This is a genomic window from Clostridium sp. LXY-7 (assembly GCF_056172015.1).
The window spans coordinates 344,567-368,338 of record NZ_JBLLJL010000005.1; the positions used below are offsets into that span (position 1 = coordinate 344,567).

The following is a 23,772-nucleotide window of genomic DNA, read 5'->3' on the forward strand; positions in this document are numbered from 1 at the left end:
AAATTCAATACCAATTTAAAAACAGAGCCTTTATTTTATTTATATTCCAATACTAGTCCTACTCCAACTTCTTTTAATTCAGCAGCCTTCGCCAGTTCTATCTTTGATTTTAAATCAGTACAATGTGCTGCATGAATTTGTTTTACATTGCCTTTTCTCATATAATCGCAGGTAGATTTAATTAAATTCTCTGATGGATTAAGTAAATGAAATCCCCCTATGACATCCACTATTCTATCATCGCCACAGACCTTTTTTGCATATTCAATAATATTACATATACCAGCATGGGAACAACCTGTTATAACCACTATTCCCTCTAATGATTTATAAGCTAAAGCAGAATCATCTAACACATAATCATCTATTTCTTTTCCATCTTCGTAAGTATTCCCTACAGGAGTCTTATTTTCAAAGTCATTTTCCCTTTCTATTTCTCCAAGGAATACAAGTTTATCTGTTAACCAAATTGGTTCTTTGCTCAACCCCATGTTGAAATATTTGCTTAATTTTTCTTCACTAAGAATGGAACCTATATATCCTTCTTCTGGGTCTTCTTTATGTACAAATGTTAAAGGATGAGCAATAAGGCTTGGCATATTATACTTTGTTTTTTCTACTGTAGTTTCAATACAATTTGTAATTAAATGAACTAATCCACGTGTATGGTCAATATGCCCGTGAGAAATAACTATAGAATTAATATTCCTTAAATCTATATTCATTTTATTTGCATTTTTAATAAAAGCATCTGAATATCCAGTATCAAACAATATATTAAAGCCTTCATCCTCAATAAAATATGATACTCCTGGCTCACCATAAAAATAACGATCTATAAAGGTATTGTTATCTAATAATACTGTTAGTTTCAACTCCATCAACCACCTTAATATTTTTTTATTATTAATATTTAAAATTCCTATAAATATTACTGAAATCTTTATTAGATTCACAAAATTCAGTAAAAGACTTTGAATATTATACAAGATTATTGTATCAGTATTACAACTTTAGTATATCATGTCATATTAAACTTTAAAATATGATATAGTTAAATTATTATTCAACGAACATAGAGTAAATACACGAGGGGGAATGAATATGAATTATATTATAAAAAGTTATGATGAATTAAATAGGGATGAATTATATGAAATTCTTAGAGTAAGAAATGAAGTATTTGTTGTAGAGCAGCAATGTATTTATCAAGATTGTGATAATAAAGATAAAATGTCTCATCATTTATTTTTAATCGAAGATAATAAAATAATAGCCTACCTAAGAATATTAGAAAAGGGTATTTCCTATGATGAGGTATCTATTGGTAGAGTGTTAGTTACAGAGAATCATAGAGGAAAGGGCTTAGCGAAAAATATAATGATAGAAGCTATTAATTTTATTAAAGACCATATGAATACTACAGAAATAAGGATTTCAGCTCAAGCATATCTACTTAAATTTTATACTAGCATAGGCTTTAAATCAGCTTCAGATGAATATTTAGAAGACGATATTCCTCATGTAGAAATGATTTATAATCCATAATTTTTCATTAGTAGCAGAGGATATAGCCACATCTATCTCCTCTAATCATCTCTCCGCTATAATGAGTAATCATATTATTAATCCAATAAGTCCTAAGAAAAACACTTAGCCATATAGGAAACTGAATACATACATGATATAATCTAGTTACGCTCGTAATTATTTACATAATATTCTTTCATTATTAAAACGGAACCTATTTTATAAAGTGTACTTTTACATATACTTTATAAATATTATTCCATATCAATTCATTAAGGAGGTTTAACTATGTATTTAGCGGGTTTTAAGGTTCTCGGAGAAAATGTAGATGAGATTATTAATATTTTAGGCAAAAAATGGAGAACCACTTCAGATATTACTAAAGAAAATAAGAATATAGACAGTACTATGATGTTTGATACTAACATGTACACTACTATCTTTAATGATATGCTTATAATGTGCAGAGAAGAATATTGTGCTAGAATAAACTCAACCCTAATGATTACCACCATAATTAAATTGGTATCTTCTAAAGAAGCTCAACTTGAAATGATTTCAGGTGGTAGTTCTTCTGAGTGGGGATTCGACTTTGGCTTAGAAAGTAAGGAAACTAAAAAAATTTATTTAGATATTTTATCTCTCTGTAAAGAACATCAATGGAATATAGTTGATATTTATCCTGAGGGTTTACTTGAAAAAACTTTAGATGAAAAGATAATTAATTTAAAAACTAAGGTTCTACATTTATTCAAAGAGGATAATTAATTATAAATAATATATCCCAAAGGAAAGATTATCTTATAATTTAAAAAATCACAGCACCATTATTGAATCCAAGAATAGTGCTGTGATTTTTCATTTACTAAATTATTATTTTTATTTCATTACCATCTTTCTCTTGTATATTTATCAATTCCAACCCCTTATATTTCTTATTCATTTCCTTAGCACATTTGAAAAAGAGTTTTAAATCCTCTTTTTCAATAGCATACTTTCTTTCGTACTTACCAAATTTAGCTGCTATGGGTGCCATAGATAATAAGGTACCAACGGCAAAGCTAGGAATATTGATATCTATCTCCTTATTTTCCTTTTTATCTTTAATTATTATTCTCATAAATTCCCCCTCAATAACCTAAGCTATTTCTATAAGGACTTTGTCCCCATCTTCAGTATCAATTTCAACTATAGTGCCTATAACTCCATTATCTACAGCCTGCAAAATCTTATCCATATCAATATTATGCTTTTCAAAATTTCCGTTTAATCCTCCAGTAGAGCTCACCATCATTCTTACAAACTCTAATGGAATTGTGACTTTTACGTTATCTCCATCACTAGATTTTATCCTTATATAAAGCATTTTCATATTGCCCTTATTTTTAGGAATATTGAAAAAATCATCTTCTATGACTTTTACTACTGCCTTACTCTCTTCTTTTATTGGCATTATCGTTGGTACAGGCGGAACAGGTGGCATTTTTATACTTTCCTCATCGCCCAAAGCTTCTAACAAATTCATAGCCTCCTGTGAGGAAATTTTACCTTCTTCTAACATTTTTAATACCCTCAATTTTTCGCTCATCTCAATATACCCCCTAATTATTTTATTTGCATTTTTTAAGTAGCTCTATGGCTTCCTCTGAAGTTATTTCCCCACTCTCTAATTTTTCAAGAATATTGGCTTTTTCCTTGTCTGTGTCCTTCTTACTTACAAGCCCTAATGTTTCATTTACCTCGTCTAATTTTGCTCTTACTGTAGGATAAGATATTCCTAAGGCTTTCTCCACGTCCTTGATGCTTCCTCTACATTGAAGAAAAGTTTCCACGAATTTGAATTGCTCCTCATTTAATCTATCAAATCTAGAAAATTCAAAATCATTTTCTATCACTGTATTACAGTTTTCACATTGTAGCCTTTTAATCTTAAGTCTTCCCCTACATACAGGGCATTTAGTTAATACCTTATACACTCTTATCACCTCTGTTTAATAACATTGTATTCCAATATTTTGCTTTTGTAAATGATTTTATTAAAATATTTTATTTTTAACTTAATAATATTAATTTTTTAAAGCTTTAATATTAATTTATTTATATTTAAACTTAATATTTTAAATATATAAGTTTATGTATTATATTTGATAAAACTATTTATTTTAATGCTTAGCTTTGTTTTAAATGATTTTTGATTTTAGAACTACATATTATTGCGAAGCCTAATTCTTATAAATTAAAAGTTCAGGTATTATTACATATATTTATATTTTTATAAATTATTCTATAATATCTACTATTTTAATTAATAATCATCTTCACTAGACTTTCACCAGCTAACATGGTCTAACTTAACTTAGCCCACAATATAGTAAAGGAGGGCTAACAAACCCTCCTTTACTTATATAGAATGTATCTATTCTATACTCAATTTTTCCCACATAATATTGAATTGTGTTTTCCATAGCAATAAAAGTATAATTACCCCCACACCTATACCGCCATAAATGCCATAAGTGAATTTTGTAAGTATATAATGTATAAATGCTAAAGCTCCTAGTAATACTCCAAATCCAATCATAGATACACATCCTTCACTATTATTAGCTGAATTAAATGGCTCTGTAAAAGGCAATACTTTAGGTAGTGCTAAAAAGCTTATGGTCTGTAATAAGCTGAAGTTTATAAATATAAATATTAAATCTGGTAATATTCTAGTCCCTAATATAAACATAAATACTATACTCTGAAATACAATTAATGGTAGAATTAACTTTACTATGATAGCTTTTAAATTTCCTCTAAATATAGGTCCTAAATTTTTCATTGGTGCTAATTTATAAACCCAAGCTCCTTTATGATTATCTGAGTATTTCATCAATATACCTATATTTACAATATACATACCTGAAAAGTATATATATAGATATGCTCTACTATTATAAAGCCCTTCTAATCCTGATGTAAATAAGAAGATAAATGGCATAATAATAGAAAACCCTAAAGTTGGATATATTTTAAGCTTTAAATTTCTTTCACTTTTTATCATATCTATACTGTAATTATAAAAGGTTCTCTCCTGCTTATTAGGACACACTACTTTTGCAATAAAATTAGATATATGTGACCTCTTCTTACCTTTGCTTCCTTCATCATTATTTAACTTCTGTAAGTTTCTCTCATAAACTGGAGTCAATTTTACATACAAGCTTATTGCTATTATGGGAACTACAACTGCCAATATAGAAAAGATTATAAAGTAAGAATTCATGTTTCCATTAATCAATATCTCAAAAGGAGCACCAAACCATACTGGAGGTAATAAATATTGCCACCACCTAAAGTTAAAAATAATATTTAAATCAACAATTGAAAATATTCTTCCCACAAATTGATACGAAATAACAGATAAAATACTCAATATTATTTGAGTGTAATTTATAATATCCTTAAGCTTTTCTCCATCAAAAAACTTTAATACTAGTAAATATAAAAGAGATGTTATAGCTATAATAAGTATGTCCATAAATATAATACCTATAAGATATAAAACAAAGAAAACAGGGCCTTGTTTTACAAGGGATACTACTAATGAAGGACCTACAAAAGCTCCAGTTAAGGAAACCATATAAATCAATATATGAATAGTTTTTGTCATAGCTATTGTTCTACTATTTACTGGTTTTGTGGCTATGATATTCTTGTCCCTAATATCTAGAAGTACACTGGAAAAATCTGATATCATTGTGATTAGCACTATAAACATAAACATACCAAATATTATGCTCATTTGATATATATAGCTTATATCTATAACCACAAAGGGTATGAATATAATACCCATAAGAGAGTATACCCATAGGGACCGAAAGAAGTTATTCTTATCTTTCTTCTCATCTTTATTGTTGTTTTGAGCTACAGTAGCAGTTCTTCTTCCATCCATAATAAGTTTAATCTGAAGTATTTTCCTCATGGCCTCATAATCTACTCCTATGGCTTTAAAGAAACTCTTAAATTTATCTAGAAATCCTAATATCTTAAATTCCTTCATCTAACTTCACTCCTTGAACTACATCCACAAACTCATCGGCTAAGGCTTTTGCACTATTAAAACCTGTAAGATCACTAAAAATGCTCTCTAGTGAACTCTCCTCAAAGTTGTTTTTAAGCTCTTCAAAGGTTCCATCAGCCACTATTTCTCCATTATTTATCAATATTATTCTATTACTTACCTTCTCTACCACTTCCATTACATGGGAAGAATAAAATATGGTTTTCCCGATACTAGATAGGGATGCTAATATGTCTTTAACCACTATGGCGCTATTTGCATCCAACCCACTTAAGGGCTCATCCCAAAATAATATATCTGGATTATGAAGAAGACTTGAAATAATAAGTATTTTTTGCTTCATTCCTTTAGAGCAAGAGCTTATTCTAGCATCATAAACTTCATCAATTCCAAAGATTTTCATAAGCTTAATGGCTCTCTCATCTATATCCTCACCCTTAAGACCATATAATTCTCCAGTAAAATTTAAATACTCTCTAGCTGTAAGATTTTCATATATATCAACAGTTTCAGGCACATATCCTATTCTTCTTTTATACTCTATATCTCCACCTTTTATGTTCTGCCCAAAAATTTTCACTTCTCCACTATAGCCTTCCACTAGTCCAAGCATTATTTTAACTGTGGTACTTTTCCCAGCTCCATTAGGGCCTATATATCCTATGATTTCTCCTCTATGAATATCTAAGTCTATTCCTCTTAAAACCTTCTTATCTCCATAATTCATCTTTAAATCTTTAATTTCTATTATTGGTTCCATAATTTTCTCCTTTCAGTACACCTGTATAAATACTATCAGTCATAATCTATACCCTTTATATTCTCCTCTTCATCTTTTTTACCTTCTTCATCACGATTTAATATATTCATAACATAAATTACAGGTGTATTATAGATAATAGTATTTATAATTACTTCTATAATACTATAAAACCTCCAACCTTTACCAATTAAGTTCACTACAAATAGAAGACCTTCTGAACATGCTACTATAAGTAATATAAAACCCAGTATTCTCCATCCATTATTTTTTACTACTTTAATTGATTTACTAAAACATAATGTAACTCCTTGCTCATTATAATAAATTGCACTAGGAATTAAACAAGAAATATAAACTGCAATAGTAATCATAGTAACAATAAAAATGATAAGTCCTGATATCCCTACTGTAGTTAATAAATGTAATAACATGATTATAGGTATTAGACAAATAAGCGTTAATGCTGCTATACCTAGCATTTTAGGATAAAGCTTAAAGGTTTCCTTTATACTTTCTTTTTGATTTATATCTTCCATCCTGACTATTTTTTTAGCTATTAATACCCCATAGGTTTCTAAAAGTAAAGCTATAAGCATACTTATTAAATACCACATCTTAACATAAGTAGTTGTAGCCTTCATAATACTTGACTCATCTAAAATTCCTACTACCACAGTTAATATTATTAAAGGAATATAATACTTAAATCCTCTAGCATAATCATCAAATGTTTTCTTTATCATAAATCAAACCTCCAGCCTTCAGTAGCTATTTTTTATATTATATGAAAGATATGATTAAATAATTTATGCTATCATGTATTCCTCTAAAGTCTATATGGCTTTTACAGCTTCTATATTATTATTTTCATTTTGATTTAATATATTTATAGTATAAATAATAGGTATATTCATAAGAATCACATCTATGATTATTGAGAATATGCTAGAAAGTTCCCAAGCCTTAACCATAAAGGTAATTGGCACATTAATTAATCCTGTAATTATTCCAAAACAGATACTAAATCCTAATATTTGAAATCCATATTTATCAATTATCTTAAGGCTATATTTAAAGCAATCTATAATCTTCATATCCTTATAATAAATCCCTATAGGAATTAGACAATAAATATATACCACAATTCCAATTAACATGGTGAAATATAGAACCGTTACTATTACTCCGAATCTAGTGGCTAGCATACCTATTATGAAAACTGGTATGAAAATGATAATTACTAAAACTGTCATTACTAGCACCTTGAAATACAGCTTTAAAGCCTCTTTAACACACTGTAGTTGATTTATAGTTTCCATTTTCACAACTTTCTTACTAATTAAAGTTGCATAGCATGATAAAAATATAGCAACGATTATATTTATTAAGCTCCGTATATTTATATAACCCAATAAATTCTTAATAACATTTTCTTTGTCTACTATAGCTACCCCTAACTTTTCATTTAACACTCTCATTAGTATAGTTAGAATTATTACTGGAATATAATATTTGAATCCTAGTAAGTAATCATTAAAAGTCTTCTTCATAATACTAACCCCTCCTTAACTTTACCTTATATTAACATATTCATATCATAAAATACATATTATTCTATTATAATTATTTTATTGAATATTTAAATTATAATTGATTTTTTTGTATTATTTGTATATTATTTAGGATGGAATCTTATATTGTTTATTTATTTTTATGTTGGGATGATAAAAGTTGAGAATCTTAAATAATGTTTATTGTAATAGGGAGGGGTTCTGCTATGGTTAAATTAGTAAAACCTAAATTTGAACTTAAAAATAATTTTATGGATATGATTAAGATTTATAGTGATTATGAAGAAGATACTTTTACAAATGAATACTTTACTGAGGATTTTGATTTTTTAACCTATATTAAAGATTTAGAGGATTTATCTATGGGTATAGGACTACCTGAAGGCTATGTTCCAATTACAGAGTGGTGGCTAGTAAATGATAATAATGATATTTTAGGTACTGTTATATTAAGACATTACTTGGGAGCAAAGAACATGGAAGAAGGTGGCCATATTGGCTATGATATCTTACCAAAATATAGGAAAATGGGATATGGCACCAAAATATTAGAACTCATATTGCCCATAGCAAAGACTCATAATATAGATATAGTTTTACTAACCTGTAGTGATGACAATATTGGCTCCCAGAAAATTATAGAAAAAAATGGTGGTATCTTGAAAAACACTATTATTTCTAAAGATACTGGCGAAAAGCTTTTACAGTATTCTATTGAATTATGATTTATCTAAAAATAAAGTAACTATAAAAAAACTGCAACAATATTGCAGTTTTTAATACCATTATGAAAAAATATCTAATGATTAATGGCTACAATCATGATGTTGGCAAGCATTTTGCACTGAAAGTTCTGATAAATTACCTTCTTTGAATTGCTTAATATTTTCTTCTACTGTTCCATTGCAAGCCTTATATACTTTTATTCCTTGAGCATTTAGCTTATTTATTGCTCCTGCTCCAATGCCACCTACTAAAACCACATCAACATTTTCTCCACCAACAGCTTTTATAGGTTGGCACATACCATGCTCATGATGTAGATCTCCATTATTAATCTCTTTTAGTTTCTCTGTTTCATCATTATACACTAGAAACATTGGAGCAGAGCCAAAATGATTGTATGGCATACTTTCTAGCCCCTTATTCTCATTAACTGGTACACAAATTTTCATATTTAAACGCTCCTTTTATTTAGGCATATTAAAAAGTAATTAGATATGTTTTAATACTAAACTTTTACTTTTTTACACCTCATATTTTTTATTGCAACATCTGTTGCTGCCTTTGCACTGAACCTTACAAACAAATGGTATGTCCACCTTATATGTATATTTGCTTAAAATACTTTCTCCATTTATCTCTTTAATAATATTTATTACTTTCGACAAATTCTTTTTCTGCACAGTGTAATGTACATAATATCCTCGCTTTTCTCCAAAGATAATTTCAGCATCTCTAAGAATCTTTAAATGTTGAGATACAGCTGCTTCTGAGATTTGCAGATGTTTTGCAATTCCTTTGGCACATATACATCTCTTGGATATGATAATTAGTATTTTCATTCTTGTTTCATCAGACAGTGCCTTAAAGATATTAATTATTTCCTTCATAAATCCACCTTTTAGTTAAGTAATTACTTAATTAAACTATATATCACTTAATTAAATAAATCAACCTATAAATTCAAATTATAATAATTACTCTTGTCCAAATGGATATTTACCTCCCTATAGCTTTATTTCAATGTAACGTATATAATTAAACTATTGTGTAAAACTTAAGATATATGATAGACTTTATAAGGCTTAAGTTCTTTTATTAGAAATAAAATTTAAATTAAAGGTGGACATATATGAGAAATTTAAAAATGGTAATAGAATATGATGGAACTAGATATAAAGGATGGCAAAAGCAAAAAGAAGGCACATCAACTATACAAGATAAATTAGAAGCAGTACTTTCAAAGATGACCGGTGAAGAGATTCAAGTAGTCGGTTGTGGAAGAACTGACGCAGGAGTTCATGCTGAAAATTACATAGCAAATTTTCATACTAATTGCACATTAACAAATGATGCTATACTAGATTATTTATATGAATTTTTACCTGAAGATATAGTAGTTAAATCATTAAATGATACTAATGAACGATTCCACGCAAGATATAATGCAAAATCTAAAACCTATGTGTATACCATAAATAATAGTAAATTTAGAAACGTATTTAATAGAAAGTTTGTATATCATTTAGAAGAAGAACTAAATTTAACTTCTATGAGACAGGGAGCAGAATTTCTCATTGGAACTCATGATTTCCAGAGTTATACTAGCTTGAAAAAAAGTAATAAATCCACTGTAAGAACTATTAATTACATAGAAATTGAAGAAAAAGATGGTGTTATAGATATAGAAATCAATGGAGATGGCTTCTTGTTAAATATGGTGAGAATCCTAGTTGGAACTCTTATAGAAGTTGGTAAAGGTGACCTAAAACCAGCTGATGTTGTAAAAATATTAGAACAACTTAAAAGATCTGAAGCTGGTCCAATTGCTCAAGCAAAAGGATTACGCTTAAAAAATGTTCAATATTAAGATAATTTAAAAGTAAAGAAGAGTCTATTTTAAACATCTCAGTAGATTTCTAAAATAGACTCTTCTTTAAATCCCCATTGGCAATAGAAAATAATACTATGTCCAAATAATTCATTTACAGAAATGTTAGCTATACTTTTAATGTATTACTACAATACTAAATTCTCCTCTAATTCTTCTATAATATTCTCATCTAAATGTTTTACAGTTACTACTTCTCCAAAAGTATTAGTACATAAGTCAACATTATAATTAGAAACTTTTATACCTCTTTGTAGAAAGTTTTGTTTTTTACTAAGTGATTGTACGCTATCTTGTTTGATGATATGAGTTGTTTTTGTTCTTGAGCCTCTAGTCATCACTATAGTTGTACTGCTTATTCCCATAGATGTATTTTTATAGTTTCTATAACCCAAAATTATCTGCCATAATACAACTAGAACTATTACGATGATCCTCCATATAATGGGCATTATTTTCAAAAAATACATTGGAGGAATAAGTATAAGTATGGTTATTAAAACTCTCTTTATAATAAATTTACTAATAGTTTTTTTATGCGGTTTATAAGTATTTCCCTGAAAATGTAACTCTGGCATTAATTCATCTATGATATAAGTCATTAAAGCTCTATTAGCTACTGGATATATGATTGCTTTTTTATCATCATCATCGCCATATCCTACTATAATTCCTTCAATATTATAAATTCCTATTAGCTGCTGAAAAAAACTTTGATTTAACTTTAATGCATTTATCTTTTCTATAGGTAAGGAATACTTCCTTTTAGTAATTAACCCATATTCTATATATATTTTCCCTTGTTCTTTATATATTTTAAAGTCATTATACCTTATGAAAACTATAGCTATTGATATAAGAGTTATGATTATATATACCAATGCTATTAAAAGCAATATACCTCCAATTATTAAAGCCATAGATTCATTATTTAGTACTGTATTCTCTAGATTTCCAATCATATCTGCAGATTTATTTGATATGAATTCCTTAGCTTTATCATCTAAAACATCTTCTACTTTACCATATATTACGAAGGCTCCCCCTAGTATCCACCCTAATTTATTTTGAGTTAGTGCATATATTGCTAAATCCTTAAAAGATGCTTTTATATATTTTATTTCTCTTTTTTCTTTATCTTCCTCTACAGTATAGGTATTTTCTTTGTTTTTTAATAAAGCTTCTCTAAACTCCTCAGCTAAAGTAGTTTTTAAAGTGAATTTTAACTCTGCCTTGCCTTCTCCTACAGCTCCATTATCAATTTTAAGTTTACACACCTTGAAAATTCTATTCAGTAAACCCTGCTCAGTATCCACTGTGGTTATTTTACTAATAGGTATTTCTTCCTTCTTACTATTAATAATCCCTGATTCATAAACTAAAGTATCCTCTTTTATATAAAACAAAGTCTTTCTCCATTTTACAATAGAGTATAACACCATAAGTATTAATACTGCTGCTATATAATACCATTGAACCTTTTTAATAATTAGTATTAGGAAAATAATAAATTCATATAGAGACGACACTATTTCTTTTCCAATGTATGTCCAATGGTTTCTATTAATTCTCTCTACATTGTTCATTACCTTCCACCTTTTTTCTTATTTTATTCTTTAGATACTCACTTATCTCTTCTGCCTTTTCCATTTCTATATTAGGTATTATATGACTTCCACCAGCTGTAACAATTTGTATATTAGCTAAGTTAAATATTCTATTTATAGGTCCTTGCTCCACTTTTATATGTTGAATCCTTATAATGGGAATTATTATTCTGCTTGTACTATAAATTCCTTCAGTAAAATCCACCTTATCATCTGTTATTAAATACTTCCACTGCTTATATTCTATAATGGGATATAAAAAAGTATTCAACAATAAAATAATCATAATTATTGCTATACCTATGTTAATGTAAATTTCATAATCAATTACCCATTGAAAATCAAGCTTACTCTTTAAAAACCATTTTCCTATGAATAAAATACTAGTTATAATGACAGTAGTTATTCCTCGTGCTATTAACCACGATTTTTTTGAATTTATATTTAATCTATTGTATTCCATATATCAGAGCTCTCCTTTCTCTTATTGCGATATTCAAAAAATCAACTTGACCCTCTGTTGATTCTTCGCATGGTTGCTTTGTTTTAAACATATATAAATAATTAACTCCTATATGTAAATTTTAACATACTGTTTTTAAATATAATAAGATTTTATGAAAACTTTATGTTTTCTTAACCTATTAATATTTATACATTTCAGGGTTTGGGCTTCATATAAATTAAAAGAAAAGCTTTGTTTTAAAATAGTGTTGATAATGAACTACATATTATTGCGAAGCAAACCATTTGCAGGAAGATTAGATTTACTTAGGCTATATGAAAGAAAAAAGCGTTAAGAAATACAACTTGTTCGAGAGGAGCGAGTTGTTGTATTTTAGCTTTTTACTTGAATAGAGCCTTAGTAAATCAAGCTTTCGAAACGGTTTAAGTGTAAACTTAGATTCCTGCAGAGCAAAGGAATCTCTAGTTGAACTTATGCAGAGCTGTGAGTAATAATATGTAGTTCTAAAATCAACAACCATTTAAAACAATGCCAAAAGAAAATGATGAGTTATTTTTCATATCTCATCATTTATTTTCATATTTATTATAAATACTTATTGATTTTTTACTTCAATATTATTTAAGTATAAGCTCCACTGGGCAGTGATCAGATCCCATAATCTCAGTATGGATATGTGCACTCTCTAATCTATCTGCTAATTTTTTAGATACAGTAAAGTAGTCAATTCTCCATCCCGCATTGTTCTTTCTTGCATTAAATCTATAAGACCACCAAGAATATGCTCCTTCTTTGTCTGGATAGAAGTATCTAAAGGTATCTATAAATCCATTTTCTAGAAATTTCGTGAATTTTTCTCTTTCTTCTGGAGTAAAACCAGCATTCTTAGTGTTACTTTTAGGATTTTTTAAATCTATTTCCTTGTGGGCAACATTTAAATCTCCACATAGTACCACAGGTTTAACCCTGTCAAGTTCTATTATATAGCTTCTAAAATCATCCTCCCATTTCATTCTATACTCCAACCTAGCTAACTCCTGTTGAGAGTTTGGTGTATAGCAGGTTATCATATAGAAATCCTCAAATTCTAGGGTTATAACTCTACCTTCTTTATCATGTTCCTCTATATTTATTCCATAGCTAACCGAAATAGGCTCCTGTTTAGTAAATATAGCTGTTCCTGAATACCCCTTTTTCTCTGCATAGTTCCAATATTGATGATATCCCTCTAACTGTAAATCTATTTGTCCCTCTTGTAATTTGCTCTCCTGAATACAGAATACATCTGCATCTATCTCTTTAAAAAAGTCTAAAAACCCCTTTTGCACACAGGCTCTTATCCCATTTACATTCCAAGAAATCAATTTCATGATTCTCATCTCCTTCCTATAAAAGTATTATACCTACTTTCACCCTAAGAGTAAAAGTAGGTATTAAATGTTCAGTGAATTTTAAATTGTATTTCTATCTTAGTATCCCTTTATTTCTCTTTTCTTCTCTACATTTCTGCGCACCAATAAATATATAATTATATTGCTTGGAATATTTATTAAGCAAATCATTCCCCAAAACCAGAAGTACTTAATTTTTCTTTTTCTAGCATCATAGAACACCCAAGTTCCTTGTATTAGTAATACAACAATAAGTATTCCTATAAAAACCATTTGAAGTTCATTACTCATATTCATCACTTCCTTTTATAACTGTACTATAAACTCCAAACATAGCTATTGGAGAAATTAATCCTATTACAAGATAAACTTTTGTAATTGATGGATATAAGACTATGGTTAAAAATACAATACTAAACATCACCATGGCTAGAGATAGAAATTTTAAAGTATCTATAATCCCCATTTTCTTTTCAACTAACTTATATCCCTTTGACAGTTGAGCAGAAACATTCACAGGTAGTTCCAAATCATCCACATTTATCTCTAAATTTTCCATAGTTGTGTATATTTTTTTTTCAAATCCTATAAATTCTTCACTATGTTTCTCTAATAACGCCTTATCATATTCTTCTTCATAAAATTTATCTATAAAATTCTTCTCTAAATTATCCTGTTGATTTTTACTAAATGTTTCATTCTTATTCATTCTAATTATCTACTCCTAACCTGTTTAAACATCTAAAAAACTAGTTATTTTCTTCAAGATGTTTTAATAAATATTTTACAGTGTAATGTAATCTAGATCTTACAGTACCTACTGGACATCCAAGTATTTGAGAAATTTCTTCATATTTGTAGTTATAATAATGCTTTAATATAAAGACCGATCTTTTTTCATAAGGAATTTCTTGTAACAGCTTTAATACCTGTTCTATCTTTAATTTATTTATTACGCTTTCCTCTATAGAAGAAGTAGAAACCATATCTATATCGTCCCTTATCTCTTCTCTTTTCATTTTTCTAAGCTTATCCCTATATATATTTGTTGCAACAGTTAACATCCAACTAGAAAAACTTCCTGTAGTTTTGTATTTGTGTATATTTAAAATAATCTTTACTACCGTGTCGTTGACTAAATCCCCTGCATCATCTACATTTCCAGTGAGCTTAATTGAATATCCTTTTAATAGTGGATAATTATTTATAATTAAGGTATTAAGGGCATTTTTATCTCCACTTTTAGCTTCTTCAATATAATCTATTTCCTTCACCCTAATTTCCTCAGCTTTCTATTTTTCTTTTATTATTCCCTTCAACAGTATAACGTATGAACTTCTGAAATAGTTCAATGATTTTATTATTAATTTTAATTGGGTATTCGGATTTTAGTGTGGAAACTCATTTTATTTAACTAATGTTCATATAGCACTAATTCCGATTATCATGTAGAAAAATATATTATAGAAACAAAATAGAATTTTGGGAAGTAATAAATTTTAGCGAGTACTACTGATGAAATTATTAAATCAACCCAAAGGAATTACCAATTTAACCACATTCGTTTTTATTAGAATGTGAATTTTTTATGACTTATTGCTCTATTTTATTTACAAGATAAATTCCATAACTATTGGAAATATACAAAAATAATAATATAAAGGGTTGAAAATATACACTGGTGTCGGTATAATTTATAATATAAAACGACAATGATGTATATTTTATTATACACCTTTTGTCAATGGTTATGGAGGTGGATTTATGGCACCAAAAGTTGGCGAAGAATATAAAAAAGAGAGAAAAAAAGAATTAATAGAAGCAGCCAAGAAGGTGTTTATCGAGAAAGGATTTGTTCACACATCTATGCAAGATATTATGGACAAAGCTGGAATATCAAGAGGTGCATTGTATAGTTACTTTGATAATATTGAACACGTTTTTATCGAGGTATTAAAATATGATGACCAAAAAGACATTCAATATTTTGTGCCATCTGATGAAGGTTCACTATGGCTACAATTAAAAAACTGGGTTGAAGAACAGCAATTTTATATTGAGACAATTGACCAAACATTACTCTATGCAATGGCGGAATTCTTTTTATCATCTAATTACGCAAATGATAAAGATAATTTCCCTTACATTTCTGAACGCTACAATCGAACTACTGAAGCTATAGAAGAAGTATTAAATGAAGGTATGCGTAAAGGAGAATTTAGACCTCAACAATCTACTCGTTCTATTGCTAGGTATCTCATATCGTTTATAAACGGTTTAATGTTGGACACGTTTCAACTTGGACATGAACAAACAAAAGTAAAGGATCAATTATCCGTCTTACTTTTCTCTTTAGAAAAATTAATTAATCCAAATCTGCAAAATAAGGAGTGATCGTAATGTTGTTTGAATCATCAAGAATGAGATTAAGAAAGATGACAAAGGAAGATACAGAACTTTACCACAAGTGGAGAAATGATATAGAAGTTATGCATTCCACCAATCCATCCTTGGATGTTTATCCGATGGATGCAACTAAAGAATTTGTAGATCATGTTATTTTGGGATCTCATACAGCCAAAAGCTACATCATTGTTGAAAAAGGAAATGAAACACCAATTGGCATTGTATCATTAATCAATATTGATTATAAAAATAGAAATGCTGAATGTATTATCGACATCGGGGAAAAGGAATATTGGGGAAAAGGCTATGGTTCAGAGGGATTGAAATTACTGCTGGATTTCGCTTTTTACGAAATGAATCTTCATCGAGTTTCTCTTAAAGTATTTTCATTTAATGATAGAGCTATTCTATTGTACACTAAGATCGGTTTTCAAGAGGAAGGAAATAGTAGACAAAGTTTATTTAGAAATGGTGAATGGCATGACATAATTCATATGGGGCTTCTGCAAAATGAGTACTTTGAGAAACAAGTAAAAAGTATATAAAATTGTTCCACCGTAATAGAGAGGAACAGCGATGGAATGACGGTTGAACAACAAATTCAAACGTGAAAAGTTAAAGACTGAACATAAAAAAGCATTACTCTAATCACAAGTAATGCTTTTTGTTTATTGTCTAAAATGTTGCAAAAGGAAAATGAAATAATGACAACAAATATGCTTAACCTACCAAGTTTTAAAATTATTGATATGCATGAGAGCGAATTTGATTATAGATTCTTAGCTGAGACTACGGAAGTTGCTTTTGGAAAAATGTTACCTGATCAATCTCCAAAATAGGAACAAAATGGATATGAATGGGTGTATGAGGAAATCTATGGAGCTGATTTTTCAACACTAATCAAAGCAATAGAAGAAGGTACTTTTTAATCCTCTTTTCACACTATTTTCTGATTACCCTTTTAATTATATAAGTCATAATTAAATCTCTACATTATACAAAGAAAAGACAGCCTTAGCCCGTGATAATCATTCCTTCCATTAGTGTTAAGAGATTCTTTCATACTTTGAAGAAATTATCACTTAACACCATAATGAGGATTCATTTACACAGTTTGCTGTCTTTCTCACTAGCTATACCAGTAATTATGCCACTTATTCCCGTTTATTTAAATTACTTTTCAATTTATTTATTAACCAACCTTATTTCCAAGGCCTCTAATCTTTTTGATTGCCCTTCAGTACCAGCAGTTTCACCATCTCTTCTCCACCCTTGCCATCCTAGACCTTCTACATAAATTCGATATTCTACGCTATATCCTGGAGCATTTTCTAGCTTAATCTCTATCCCTTCAATTCTTTTACTTAGGCCTACAGTACCACTTAATTCTCCATTTTGCTTCCAATCTTGCCACCCAATATCCTGTATATGAGTCCTATAGAGTACATTAGCGTCTTTAAGGTCATTATTTATGGTAAGCATTATACTCTCTAATCTCTTACTCTGATCTGTAGTTCCACTTAATTCTCCATTATATTTCCATCCTTGCCAGCCTATATCTTGAAGATGACCTTGATATGCTATTCCTTTAACATTAACATCTGAAGCCGGTAGAGCAAAATGACTATATAAATTCTTTAATCTCTCTCTAACCCTTTGGGTGTTGTTCTTAATATCTCTATAAGAAAAATGTATACTTCCATTTACATTTGAGTAATTCCTATTTAAATTAATTTGCTGATCCATCTCCACAGCTACAGTTTGTCTATAGATAGCTTGTCCAATATATAATTTTACCTTGGTACCTTCAACTTCATTACTCCACCATGGAACAAGTTTAGCATAATCCGCTATATTATAGCCAATTTGCCAATAGATTTGTGGCGCTACATAATCAAGCCAACCATTTTTTATCCAAGTCCTAGTATCTGCATATATATCATGGTAACTTTGTCCTCCCTTAGTGTCAGAACCTGTTGGATCACTTGACTTGTTTTTCCATATTCCTCTTGGACTTATTCCAAATTCTACTTTAGGTTTTATACTTTTTATAGTTTCATATACAGACTTAACCATCTGATTTACACTATCTCTTCTAAAGTCCCCAATGTTTTTTCCACCACCATATGATGCATAGGCAGAACTGTCATCAATCTTTGAACCTGGATAAAAGTAATCATCAAAATGTATTCCATCTACATCATAATTTTTAACTATCTCTGCTACGGTATCCACTATATGTTGTCTAACAGCTGGTAATCCCGGATTGTAATATAATTTTTTCTCATACTCCATCACAGTATATGGATTTAGTCTAGCAAAATGATTAGGAGCTAATTTATTTAAATCTGTGCCACTAGTGGTTATTCTATAAGGATTTAACCATCCATGCACCTCTATTCCTCTTTTATGAGCTTCTTCTATTATGAACTCTAATGGATCATAACCAGGATCTTTTCCCTGTACACCTGTTAGTACATCTGACCACGGATTTATATTGGATTTATATAGAGCATCTGCCATAGGTCTTACTTGAACCATTATGGCATTAAGCCCTGTATCTTTTACCTGTTCTAATATTTGTATAATCTCATTTTTTTGTAACTGTTCATTGTTCCGTGACCCTATACTTGGCCAGTCTTGGTTATAAATCGTAGTTACCCATACCCCTCTCATTTCCTTACTCTCACTTGCCTTAACTTCTATTATACTTCCAATGAGTATAATGAAGCAGCATAAAAATGTACATACTATTCTCTTCATATTCTCCTCCTTCATATCAAGAACTTCTTACATATTATTCCCTATTCACATATATTTTCTATATTATACATCATTAAATGGAACATTGAAAGAAAGTATTCCCAACATTAAAACAAAGTCAAATAAAAAAAACTTTGTTCATTATAATTAATGCCAAAGTTTTTAACTAATTAAATATGTCATAATAACAGATAATTCTGTTTTTAATTAAATTTTATTTACACTTCTTATCTATTCCTTCATACAAATACTCTAGATATTCAACGTCAATCCTCTCATTCTTCAACTTATCCATTCTATCCTTAGCTTTATCTAGAACTTCTCTTGCTTCTTCATAATCTCTATGCTTTATGCAGTTGCTAGCATACTCTAACAGATAGTCTATTTTTACTACAATCTCCGCTAAATCTTCCCTATCTTCATTAACTAATTTTAATATTAATCCATATATCTTAGGAGAAGTATCTTCTCTTACCTTATTTAATAATTGATTATTTCTGCTATTTTTCTTCGCCATAATACACCCTCTTATCTAATTATATTTATCTTGTAGTTTTCCACCATAAATCATTTTAATCCTCTTAATTATTTGACGAATATATGACTAAATTGTTTATGGAAATATTTTACATTTACCTTTATAATGATTTTATACTTTTCAATGCCATAGTATAATTTTAATTCAATATTGAAATGAACTGCAATATTATTATTTTTAATACCATTGCATTCTCTTTATTAATTAGGACAAGCTATGAAGCACTTATAACAAAGGAGTTGATATTATGTTAAACTTACTACATTCTTCCTATCTGATGATTTTTTTAAGTTATTTATTTATAGCTGTAGAGGTTTTCTTCATTTTAAGATTAGTATCAAGAAAGCTTCTAAATACTGATATTATTTATAGTATACACAATTCTATATCCAAAAATATTATACTTAGAATTCTATTTATGCTTCTCATTGTAACCCCTGCTATAGCTTTAGAACTCTGGAAATATAATATTAATATAGAGACTTATACTGTATTGAAATCATTTAATGTATCTAATCTTGAATCTCCTAATATTTATTTCTATCAACTATGTATTTTATCATCCTTTTACATTTTTTCAGGCTTTCTATGGATTTGCAGTGACCTGCTTAAAGGAATATCTTACTTAGATATAACTGTAGATGGAGTTATATTAGATGGAGACTTAGTTAAATGGATTAATATCCATGACTTCAACTTAGATGAAGATACTCTAATTCTAAATTATGAGAAACAACTATTTAATATCTCATGGACAAGCTCTATATCCATAGAAATTTCTTCTCATGATAAATATTTTATTGAAACACTACTTTATAATAACATACATGGTGATACATTGTATTCTAATATCTGTTAAAGTTCATAGTTATCTAACGCCCTTCCTATTTATCAATAATTATTAGCTCTGTTTTAATATAGTTTTAAAATAACACTATATTAAAATAGAGCTATTTTATCTCGCATAGTTAATAAAATTACTGTTAATGTTTTCATTCTATAGTGATATACTATATATAGATTTCAATAATAAAACTACATTATACAAATAGGTTTTTATTTTATGAAGTTCTAATTAATCTAATTTTATATTTAAGCCTATTTGTATAATGTAGAAACTTAATTACAACTTATATATATTATTTTTTTAGGAGTATGCTATGAATATTAGAAGCGTTATATTGTTTTCTATAAGCCTTGGTATAATATTTTTATTTAAATTTCTTTATTCTCAAAACAATGACTTAAAAGTATCTAAAGTTCGGATAAACACTAGAAAAACCTTAGATAACTTTAGTATAATTCATCTCTCTGACTTACATACTAAGTCCTTTGGCAAAGATAATAGAGTTCTTGTAAATATGGTGAAAAACCGCTGTCCAGATATAATTGTTATAACTGGCGATATACTTGATAGAAGATTTTTCGACTTAGCTTACGTAGAAAACATAGGTAAAGAACTGATGAAAATAGCCCCAGTATATTATGTTACTGGTAATCATGAGTGGTTTGCTAATAAACAAGACGAAATTAAACAAACTTTAATAGATTGCGGAGTAGAGGTTTTAAATGGAAATATAATTAAGCTTTCAAATGGGAAATATCCTATACTAATCAGTGGAATTGACGATATAAAATATAGTAATATACGGCTAGATGAAGTTCTAAAAGAATTTTCTCAACATGATGGTTATAAAATCTTTCTTTCTCATCAACCTGAGGTATTCAAAATCTATTGGAAATATAATATGGATTTAGTACTATGTGGTCATGCCCATGGTGGACAAATTAGGCTTCCTTTCATAGGTGGATTAATTGCACCCAATCAAGGTTTCTTTCCAAAATATTATGAAGGGGTATATTCTATGAATAGTACTAACATGATAGTAAGCAGAGGGCTTGGAAATAGTACTTTTCCTTTTAGAATATTTAATAAACCTGAAATTGTATTTATTCAAATAAAGCTAAAGAGTTAATAAATGAAAATACTCCAAAAGGGTTTTAAGGAGGTTATTCCATGACGGAAAGAAATATTAAATTTATATATATTTTGTCCATCTTATGTTGTAGCATTTTTTATGTTGTTTCTCAATTTACTTCTCTTAGCTACCTATATACAACACTATTAAAAATTATTCTTTTTGCTTTTGTACCTGCCTTATATTTTATGTTTATCTCTAAAACTAGCATGTTAGGAATTTTGAAAATTAGGACAGATAAAAAACATTTATCTCTAGGCTTTATTTTAGGATTAAGTGTATTTTCTATTATATTACTTGCTTACTTTATTCTAAAGTCTTATATTGACTTAGACTTAATTTCTAAAGATTTAATGACCTCTTCAGGTGTCACTCCTATGACCTTTCCCTTTGTAGCCTTATATATTACCTTTGTAAACTCCTTTTTAGAGGAATATTTCTTCAGAGGGTTTATCTTTCTAACCTTGTATGATAAGGGCTATAAGATTATCTCCTATGTGTTTTCAGCACTATTATTTTCTATATATCATGTAGCTATTTTTAAATCTTGGTTCAATCTTAGCTTGACCCTATTAGCTCTCTTAGGACTATTCCTAGGAGGTATTATCTTTAACTACATAAATACAAAAACAAAGAGTATTAGTAATTCATGGTTAGTACATATCTTCGCAGATATATCCATTATGATTATAGGAGTAATAATGTTTTATTTTTAGTATTGATTTTAATATTAGGCTTTGTTTTAATATAGTGTTGATTTTAGAACTACATATTATTGCGAAGCAAACCATTTGCAGGAAGCTTAGATTTACTTAGGTTCTATGAAATCAAAAAGCGTTAAGAAATACAACTTGTTCGAGAGAAGCGAGTTGTTGTATTTTAGCTTTTTACTTGAATAGAGCCTTAGTAAATCAAGCTTTCGAAACGGTTTAAGTGTAAACTTAAATTCCTGCATAGCAAAGGAATCTCTAGTTGAACTTATGCAAAGCTGTGAGTAATAATATGTAGTTCATTATCAATATAATATTAAAACTTATGCCACCTTTAAACTTTACTATCCTTCTTCTCTAGACATTTTTCTGGATCTAGTTTTATAAGTTGCCACTGTCCATTCTTATCCTTTTTATACTGAGCTACTTCAACATCATAGTCATTGGTAAGCTTATAAAACTCTATATAATAATCCCCTCCATCAGTTCCCTTGAAGTAAACCTTCTTTACATAATCATCTTCCTCTGTTTTACCTCTTTCTTTAACCAATTTACACCAATTCCCATATTTGATATCAACCACAGCTTCTCCTATATAATCCCATCTATGATATGGTGCGCACAAATAATCCTCTCCATATAAGTCCACATGTGAGATTCTATATCCTTGTCCTTCCTTAGCTATATACACGTATCCGTAATAATAAGCAAAATTTCCTATGCCTTCCTCAGAGCCTTTTATAGTCTCAATTTCTATAAAATATGCTTTGTCATTAGGATATTTATCATTAGTAGGTACTTCCTTTAACCTTATTAAATTAATATGCAATATGTTTTTAAAGGAATCTAAATAATCTTTATAACTTAACTTCTCTTTATAAGAAGAAGATAAAAAATTATAGGCTATTGGATAAGGAATCTTCACATTTCCTATGGTCCCACATCCAGCATTCTTACCTTTTTCGTAATTTGACGCTTCTCTTAGAATACTAAAATAGTTAATTATTAGTTCCTCTGGATCCTTGACCATATCCAATGGGATAGTTATATCATTTATCTTTTTCTTATTATAACTATCAAGAAAATTCCAAGTTATTTTTTTATCATTTATAATGGGAAGTTTAGAAGGTCGAAAGTATTTTTCTTCATTTATTTCTGGTGTATTTTCATTAGGTTTTTCTTCATGAAATTCTTCATAATTTAACACTGCTCCCATAACAAAAGTAGATTTATTATTATCTCCAACATAACCTATATAAATTACAATTAAAAATAATAAAATTACTTCTATGCCAACTATCACAGGAAATACATCTTCACTCTTCCAATCTTTAAAATTCATTTACTGCTACCTACTCCATA

Annotated in this window: 29 protein-coding genes; 10 read left to right on the top strand and 19 right to left on the bottom strand. The window is 28.7% G+C overall.

Annotated elements, in window-relative coordinates:
• Positions 1–35: 35 nt before the first annotated feature.
• On the bottom strand, positions 36–875 hold the full coding sequence (locus ACI48Q_RS17985) for an MBL fold metallo-hydrolase (RefSeq protein WP_474920498.1): 840 nt from the start codon (positions 873–875) through the stop codon (positions 36–38).
• Positions 876–1,104: 229 nt separating this feature from the next.
• On the opposite strand from ACI48Q_RS17985, the gene ACI48Q_RS17990 reads away from it, so the two are divergent.
• Entirely contained in the window at positions 1,105–1,548 is a 444-nt protein-coding gene (locus ACI48Q_RS17990; protein ID WP_474920499.1) for a GNAT family N-acetyltransferase, read from the top strand.
• Between the two features lie 270 nt (positions 1,549–1,818).
• Positions 1,819–2,298, top strand: coding sequence for a hypothetical protein (locus ACI48Q_RS17995; RefSeq protein ID WP_474920500.1), 480 nt, complete (start codon positions 1,819–1,821; stop codon positions 2,296–2,298).
• A 97-nt stretch (positions 2,299–2,395) separates the two neighbouring features.
• Here ACI48Q_RS17995 and ACI48Q_RS18000 read toward each other — a convergent pair whose 3' ends face one another.
• The 7 genes from ACI48Q_RS18000 to ACI48Q_RS18030 form a co-directional block, all read right to left on the bottom strand.
• Entirely contained in the window at positions 2,396–2,650 is a 255-nt protein-coding gene (locus ACI48Q_RS18000; protein WP_474920501.1) for a hypothetical protein, read from the bottom strand.
• Between the two features lie 18 nt (positions 2,651–2,668).
• The gene (locus ACI48Q_RS18005) at positions 2,669–3,118 is read right to left on the bottom strand and encodes an SHOCT-like domain-containing protein (protein ID WP_474920502.1); all 450 of its coding nucleotides are present in this window, start codon (positions 3,116–3,118) and stop codon (positions 2,669–2,671) included.
• A gap of 22 nt (positions 3,119–3,140) precedes the next feature.
• A complete protein-coding gene (locus tag ACI48Q_RS18010; RefSeq protein WP_474920503.1) occupies positions 3,141–3,506 on the bottom strand; it encodes a DUF2089 family protein in 366 nt (121 codons plus the stop codon).
• A gap of 440 nt (positions 3,507–3,946) precedes the next feature.
• Entirely contained in the window at positions 3,947–5,581 is a 1,635-nt protein-coding gene (locus tag ACI48Q_RS18015; RefSeq protein ID WP_474920504.1) for a hypothetical protein, read from the bottom strand.
• Positions 5,568–6,362 carry an ABC transporter ATP-binding protein gene (locus tag ACI48Q_RS18020; protein WP_474920505.1) on the bottom strand — a complete coding sequence of 265 codons (795 nt, stop codon included), beginning with the start codon at positions 6,360–6,362 and terminating at the stop codon, positions 5,568–5,570. Before ACI48Q_RS18020 ends, ACI48Q_RS18015 begins: the two co-directional genes overlap by 14 nt.
• A 35-nt stretch (positions 6,363–6,397) precedes the next feature.
• Positions 6,398–7,108, bottom strand: coding sequence for a hypothetical protein (locus ACI48Q_RS18025; protein ID WP_474920506.1), 711 nt, complete (start codon positions 7,106–7,108; stop codon positions 6,398–6,400).
• Between the two features lie 90 nt (positions 7,109–7,198).
• A complete protein-coding gene (locus ACI48Q_RS18030; protein WP_474920507.1) occupies positions 7,199–7,915 on the bottom strand; it encodes a hypothetical protein in 717 nt (238 codons plus the stop codon).
• A 227-nt stretch (positions 7,916–8,142) separates the two neighbouring features.
• Between ACI48Q_RS18030 and ACI48Q_RS18035 the strand changes: the two genes are divergently transcribed.
• The gene (locus ACI48Q_RS18035) at positions 8,143–8,661 is read left to right on the top strand and encodes a GNAT family N-acetyltransferase (protein WP_474920508.1); all 519 of its coding nucleotides are present in this window, start codon (positions 8,143–8,145) and stop codon (positions 8,659–8,661) included.
• Positions 8,662–8,742: 81 nt separating this feature from the next.
• On the opposite strand, the gene ACI48Q_RS18040 is transcribed toward ACI48Q_RS18035, so the two are convergent.
• Both ACI48Q_RS18040 and ACI48Q_RS18045 read right to left on the bottom strand, forming a co-directional pair.
• The gene (locus ACI48Q_RS18040; protein ID WP_474920509.1) at positions 8,743–9,111 is read right to left on the bottom strand and encodes a NifB/NifX family molybdenum-iron cluster-binding protein; all 369 of its coding nucleotides are present in this window, start codon (positions 9,109–9,111) and stop codon (positions 8,743–8,745) included.
• Between the two features lie 72 nt (positions 9,112–9,183).
• The gene (locus tag ACI48Q_RS18045) at positions 9,184–9,549 is read right to left on the bottom strand and encodes an ArsR/SmtB family transcription factor (protein ID WP_474920510.1); all 366 of its coding nucleotides are present in this window, start codon (positions 9,547–9,549) and stop codon (positions 9,184–9,186) included.
• 242 nt (positions 9,550–9,791) lie between these two features.
• On the opposite strand from ACI48Q_RS18045, the gene truA reads away from it, so the two are divergent.
• A complete protein-coding gene (gene truA / locus ACI48Q_RS18050) occupies positions 9,792–10,529 on the top strand; it encodes a tRNA pseudouridine(38-40) synthase TruA (protein WP_474920511.1) in 738 nt (245 codons plus the stop codon).
• 149 nt (positions 10,530–10,678) lie between these two features.
• Here the strand turns inward: truA and ACI48Q_RS18055 are convergent, their stop codons facing one another.
• From ACI48Q_RS18055 to ACI48Q_RS18080, 6 genes are all read right to left on the bottom strand, one after another.
• A complete protein-coding gene (locus tag ACI48Q_RS18055) occupies positions 10,679–12,136 on the bottom strand; it encodes a PH domain-containing protein (RefSeq protein ID WP_474920512.1) in 1,458 nt (485 codons plus the stop codon).
• Positions 12,114–12,620: a PH domain-containing protein gene (locus ACI48Q_RS18060; RefSeq protein ID WP_474920513.1), complete on the bottom strand. Its 507-nt coding sequence runs from the start codon at positions 12,618–12,620 to the stop codon at positions 12,114–12,116. Before ACI48Q_RS18060 ends, ACI48Q_RS18055 begins: the two co-directional genes overlap by 23 nt.
• Before the next feature lie 620 nt (positions 12,621–13,240).
• Positions 13,241–13,993, bottom strand: coding sequence for an exodeoxyribonuclease III (locus ACI48Q_RS18065; RefSeq protein WP_474920514.1), 753 nt, complete (start codon positions 13,991–13,993; stop codon positions 13,241–13,243).
• Between the two features lie 99 nt (positions 13,994–14,092).
• The gene (locus tag ACI48Q_RS18070) at positions 14,093–14,305 is read right to left on the bottom strand and encodes a hypothetical protein (protein ID WP_474920515.1); all 213 of its coding nucleotides are present in this window, start codon (positions 14,303–14,305) and stop codon (positions 14,093–14,095) included.
• On the bottom strand, positions 14,298–14,723 hold the full coding sequence (locus tag ACI48Q_RS18075) for a hypothetical protein (RefSeq protein WP_474920516.1): 426 nt from the start codon (positions 14,721–14,723) through the stop codon (positions 14,298–14,300). The genes ACI48Q_RS18070 and ACI48Q_RS18075 overlap by 8 nt, the downstream gene beginning before the upstream one ends.
• 40 nt (positions 14,724–14,763) lie before the next feature.
• On the bottom strand, positions 14,764–15,288 hold the full coding sequence (locus tag ACI48Q_RS18080; RefSeq protein WP_474920517.1) for a sigma-70 family RNA polymerase sigma factor: 525 nt from the start codon (positions 15,286–15,288) through the stop codon (positions 14,764–14,766).
• Positions 15,289–15,778: 490 nt separating this feature from the next.
• Here ACI48Q_RS18080 and ACI48Q_RS18085 point away from each other — a divergent pair, with 490 nt between their 5' ends.
• The 3 genes from ACI48Q_RS18085 to ACI48Q_RS18095 all read left to right on the top strand — a co-directional run bounded on the left by ACI48Q_RS18085 (position 15,779) and on the right by ACI48Q_RS18095 (position 17,259).
• On the top strand, positions 15,779–16,408 hold the full coding sequence (locus tag ACI48Q_RS18085; protein WP_474920518.1) for a TetR/AcrR family transcriptional regulator: 630 nt from the start codon (positions 15,779–15,781) through the stop codon (positions 16,406–16,408).
• Between the two features lie 5 nt (positions 16,409–16,413).
• Positions 16,414–16,965 (top strand): GNAT family N-acetyltransferase, encoded by a 552-nt coding sequence (locus ACI48Q_RS18090; RefSeq protein ID WP_474920519.1) that lies wholly within the window; start codon positions 16,414–16,416, stop codon positions 16,963–16,965.
• A 159-nt stretch (positions 16,966–17,124) separates the two neighbouring features.
• On the top strand, positions 17,125–17,259 hold the full coding sequence (locus ACI48Q_RS18095) for a hypothetical protein (RefSeq protein ID WP_474920520.1): 135 nt from the start codon (positions 17,125–17,127) through the stop codon (positions 17,257–17,259).
• A gap of 346 nt (positions 17,260–17,605) precedes the next feature.
• Here the strand turns inward: ACI48Q_RS18095 and ACI48Q_RS18100 are convergent, their stop codons facing one another.
• Together ACI48Q_RS18100 and ACI48Q_RS18105 are read right to left on the bottom strand one after the other, a co-directional pair.
• Positions 17,606–19,183, bottom strand: coding sequence for a family 10 glycosylhydrolase (locus ACI48Q_RS18100; protein ID WP_474920521.1), 1,578 nt, complete (start codon positions 19,181–19,183; stop codon positions 17,606–17,608).
• Positions 19,184–19,397: 214 nt separating this feature from the next.
• Positions 19,398–19,700: a hypothetical protein gene (locus ACI48Q_RS18105; RefSeq protein WP_474920522.1), complete on the bottom strand. Its 303-nt coding sequence runs from the start codon at positions 19,698–19,700 to the stop codon at positions 19,398–19,400.
• Between the two features lie 268 nt (positions 19,701–19,968).
• Here ACI48Q_RS18105 and ACI48Q_RS18110 point away from each other — a divergent pair, with 268 nt between their 5' ends.
• The 3 genes from ACI48Q_RS18110 to ACI48Q_RS18120 all read left to right on the top strand — a co-directional run bounded on the left by ACI48Q_RS18110 (position 19,969) and on the right by ACI48Q_RS18120 (position 22,416).
• On the top strand, positions 19,969–20,580 hold the full coding sequence (locus tag ACI48Q_RS18110; protein ID WP_474920523.1) for a hypothetical protein: 612 nt from the start codon (positions 19,969–19,971) through the stop codon (positions 20,578–20,580).
• A gap of 301 nt (positions 20,581–20,881) precedes the next feature.
• The gene (locus ACI48Q_RS18115) at positions 20,882–21,697 is read left to right on the top strand and encodes a metallophosphoesterase (RefSeq protein WP_474920524.1); all 816 of its coding nucleotides are present in this window, start codon (positions 20,882–20,884) and stop codon (positions 21,695–21,697) included.
• 41 nt (positions 21,698–21,738) lie between these two features.
• Positions 21,739–22,416: a CPBP family intramembrane glutamic endopeptidase gene (locus ACI48Q_RS18120; RefSeq protein ID WP_474920525.1), complete on the top strand. Its 678-nt coding sequence runs from the start codon at positions 21,739–21,741 to the stop codon at positions 22,414–22,416.
• A 328-nt stretch (positions 22,417–22,744) separates the two neighbouring features.
• Here the strand turns inward: ACI48Q_RS18120 and ACI48Q_RS18125 are convergent, their stop codons facing one another.
• Positions 22,745–23,752: a hypothetical protein gene (locus ACI48Q_RS18125; protein WP_474920526.1), complete on the bottom strand. Its 1,008-nt coding sequence runs from the start codon at positions 23,750–23,752 to the stop codon at positions 22,745–22,747.
• Positions 23,753–23,772: the final 20 nt, after the last annotated feature.

Excerpts from the sequence above, each read along its gene's own strand:
- ACI48Q_RS17990 (WP_474920499.1), top strand. The coding sequence starts at position 1,105 with ATGAATTATATTATAAAAAGTTATGATGAATTAAATAGGGATGAATTA.
- ACI48Q_RS17995 (WP_474920500.1), top strand. The coding sequence starts at position 1,819 with ATGTATTTAGCGGGTTTTAAGGTTCTCGGAGAAAATGTAGATGAGATT.
- ACI48Q_RS18000 (WP_474920501.1), bottom strand. The coding sequence starts at position 2,650 with ATGAGAATAATAATTAAAGATAAAAAGGAAAATAAGGAGATAGATATC.
- ACI48Q_RS18005 (WP_474920502.1), bottom strand. The coding sequence starts at position 3,118 with ATGAGCGAAAAATTGAGGGTATTAAAAATGTTAGAAGAAGGTAAAATT.
- ACI48Q_RS18015 (WP_474920504.1), bottom strand. The coding sequence starts at position 5,581 with ATGAAGGAATTTAAGATATTAGGATTTCTAGATAAATTTAAGAGTTTC.
- ACI48Q_RS18020 (WP_474920505.1), bottom strand. The coding sequence starts at position 6,362 with ATGGAACCAATAATAGAAATTAAAGATTTAAAGATGAATTATGGAGAT.
- ACI48Q_RS18025 (WP_474920506.1), bottom strand. The coding sequence starts at position 7,108 with ATGATAAAGAAAACATTTGATGATTATGCTAGAGGATTTAAGTATTAT.
- ACI48Q_RS18030 (WP_474920507.1), bottom strand. The coding sequence starts at position 7,915 with ATGAAGAAGACTTTTAATGATTACTTACTAGGATTCAAATATTATATT.
- ACI48Q_RS18035 (WP_474920508.1), top strand. The coding sequence starts at position 8,143 with ATGGTTAAATTAGTAAAACCTAAATTTGAACTTAAAAATAATTTTATG.
- ACI48Q_RS18040 (WP_474920509.1), bottom strand. The coding sequence starts at position 9,111 with ATGAAAATTTGTGTACCAGTTAATGAGAATAAGGGGCTAGAAAGTATG.
- ACI48Q_RS18045 (WP_474920510.1), bottom strand. The coding sequence starts at position 9,549 with ATGAAGGAAATAATTAATATCTTTAAGGCACTGTCTGATGAAACAAGA.
- truA (WP_474920511.1), top strand. The coding sequence starts at position 9,792 with ATGAGAAATTTAAAAATGGTAATAGAATATGATGGAACTAGATATAAA.
- ACI48Q_RS18055 (WP_474920512.1), bottom strand. The coding sequence starts at position 12,136 with ATGAACAATGTAGAGAGAATTAATAGAAACCATTGGACATACATTGGA.
- ACI48Q_RS18060 (WP_474920513.1), bottom strand. The coding sequence starts at position 12,620 with ATGGAATACAATAGATTAAATATAAATTCAAAAAAATCGTGGTTAATA.
- ACI48Q_RS18065 (WP_474920514.1), bottom strand. The coding sequence starts at position 13,993 with ATGAAATTGATTTCTTGGAATGTAAATGGGATAAGAGCCTGTGTGCAA.
- ACI48Q_RS18070 (WP_474920515.1), bottom strand. The coding sequence starts at position 14,305 with ATGAGTAATGAACTTCAAATGGTTTTTATAGGAATACTTATTGTTGTA.
- ACI48Q_RS18075 (WP_474920516.1), bottom strand. The coding sequence starts at position 14,723 with ATGAATAAGAATGAAACATTTAGTAAAAATCAACAGGATAATTTAGAG.
- ACI48Q_RS18085 (WP_474920518.1), top strand. The coding sequence starts at position 15,779 with ATGGCACCAAAAGTTGGCGAAGAATATAAAAAAGAGAGAAAAAAAGAA.
- ACI48Q_RS18090 (WP_474920519.1), top strand. The coding sequence starts at position 16,414 with ATGTTGTTTGAATCATCAAGAATGAGATTAAGAAAGATGACAAAGGAA.
- ACI48Q_RS18095 (WP_474920520.1), top strand. The coding sequence starts at position 17,125 with ATGACAACAAATATGCTTAACCTACCAAGTTTTAAAATTATTGATATG.
- ACI48Q_RS18100 (WP_474920521.1), bottom strand. The coding sequence starts at position 19,183 with ATGAAGAGAATAGTATGTACATTTTTATGCTGCTTCATTATACTCATT.
- ACI48Q_RS18105 (WP_474920522.1), bottom strand. The coding sequence starts at position 19,700 with ATGGCGAAGAAAAATAGCAGAAATAATCAATTATTAAATAAGGTAAGA.
- ACI48Q_RS18110 (WP_474920523.1), top strand. The coding sequence starts at position 19,969 with ATGTTAAACTTACTACATTCTTCCTATCTGATGATTTTTTTAAGTTAT.
- ACI48Q_RS18115 (WP_474920524.1), top strand. The coding sequence starts at position 20,882 with ATGAATATTAGAAGCGTTATATTGTTTTCTATAAGCCTTGGTATAATA.
- ACI48Q_RS18120 (WP_474920525.1), top strand. The coding sequence starts at position 21,739 with ATGACGGAAAGAAATATTAAATTTATATATATTTTGTCCATCTTATGT.
- ACI48Q_RS18125 (WP_474920526.1), bottom strand. The coding sequence starts at position 23,752 with ATGAATTTTAAAGATTGGAAGAGTGAAGATGTATTTCCTGTGATAGTT.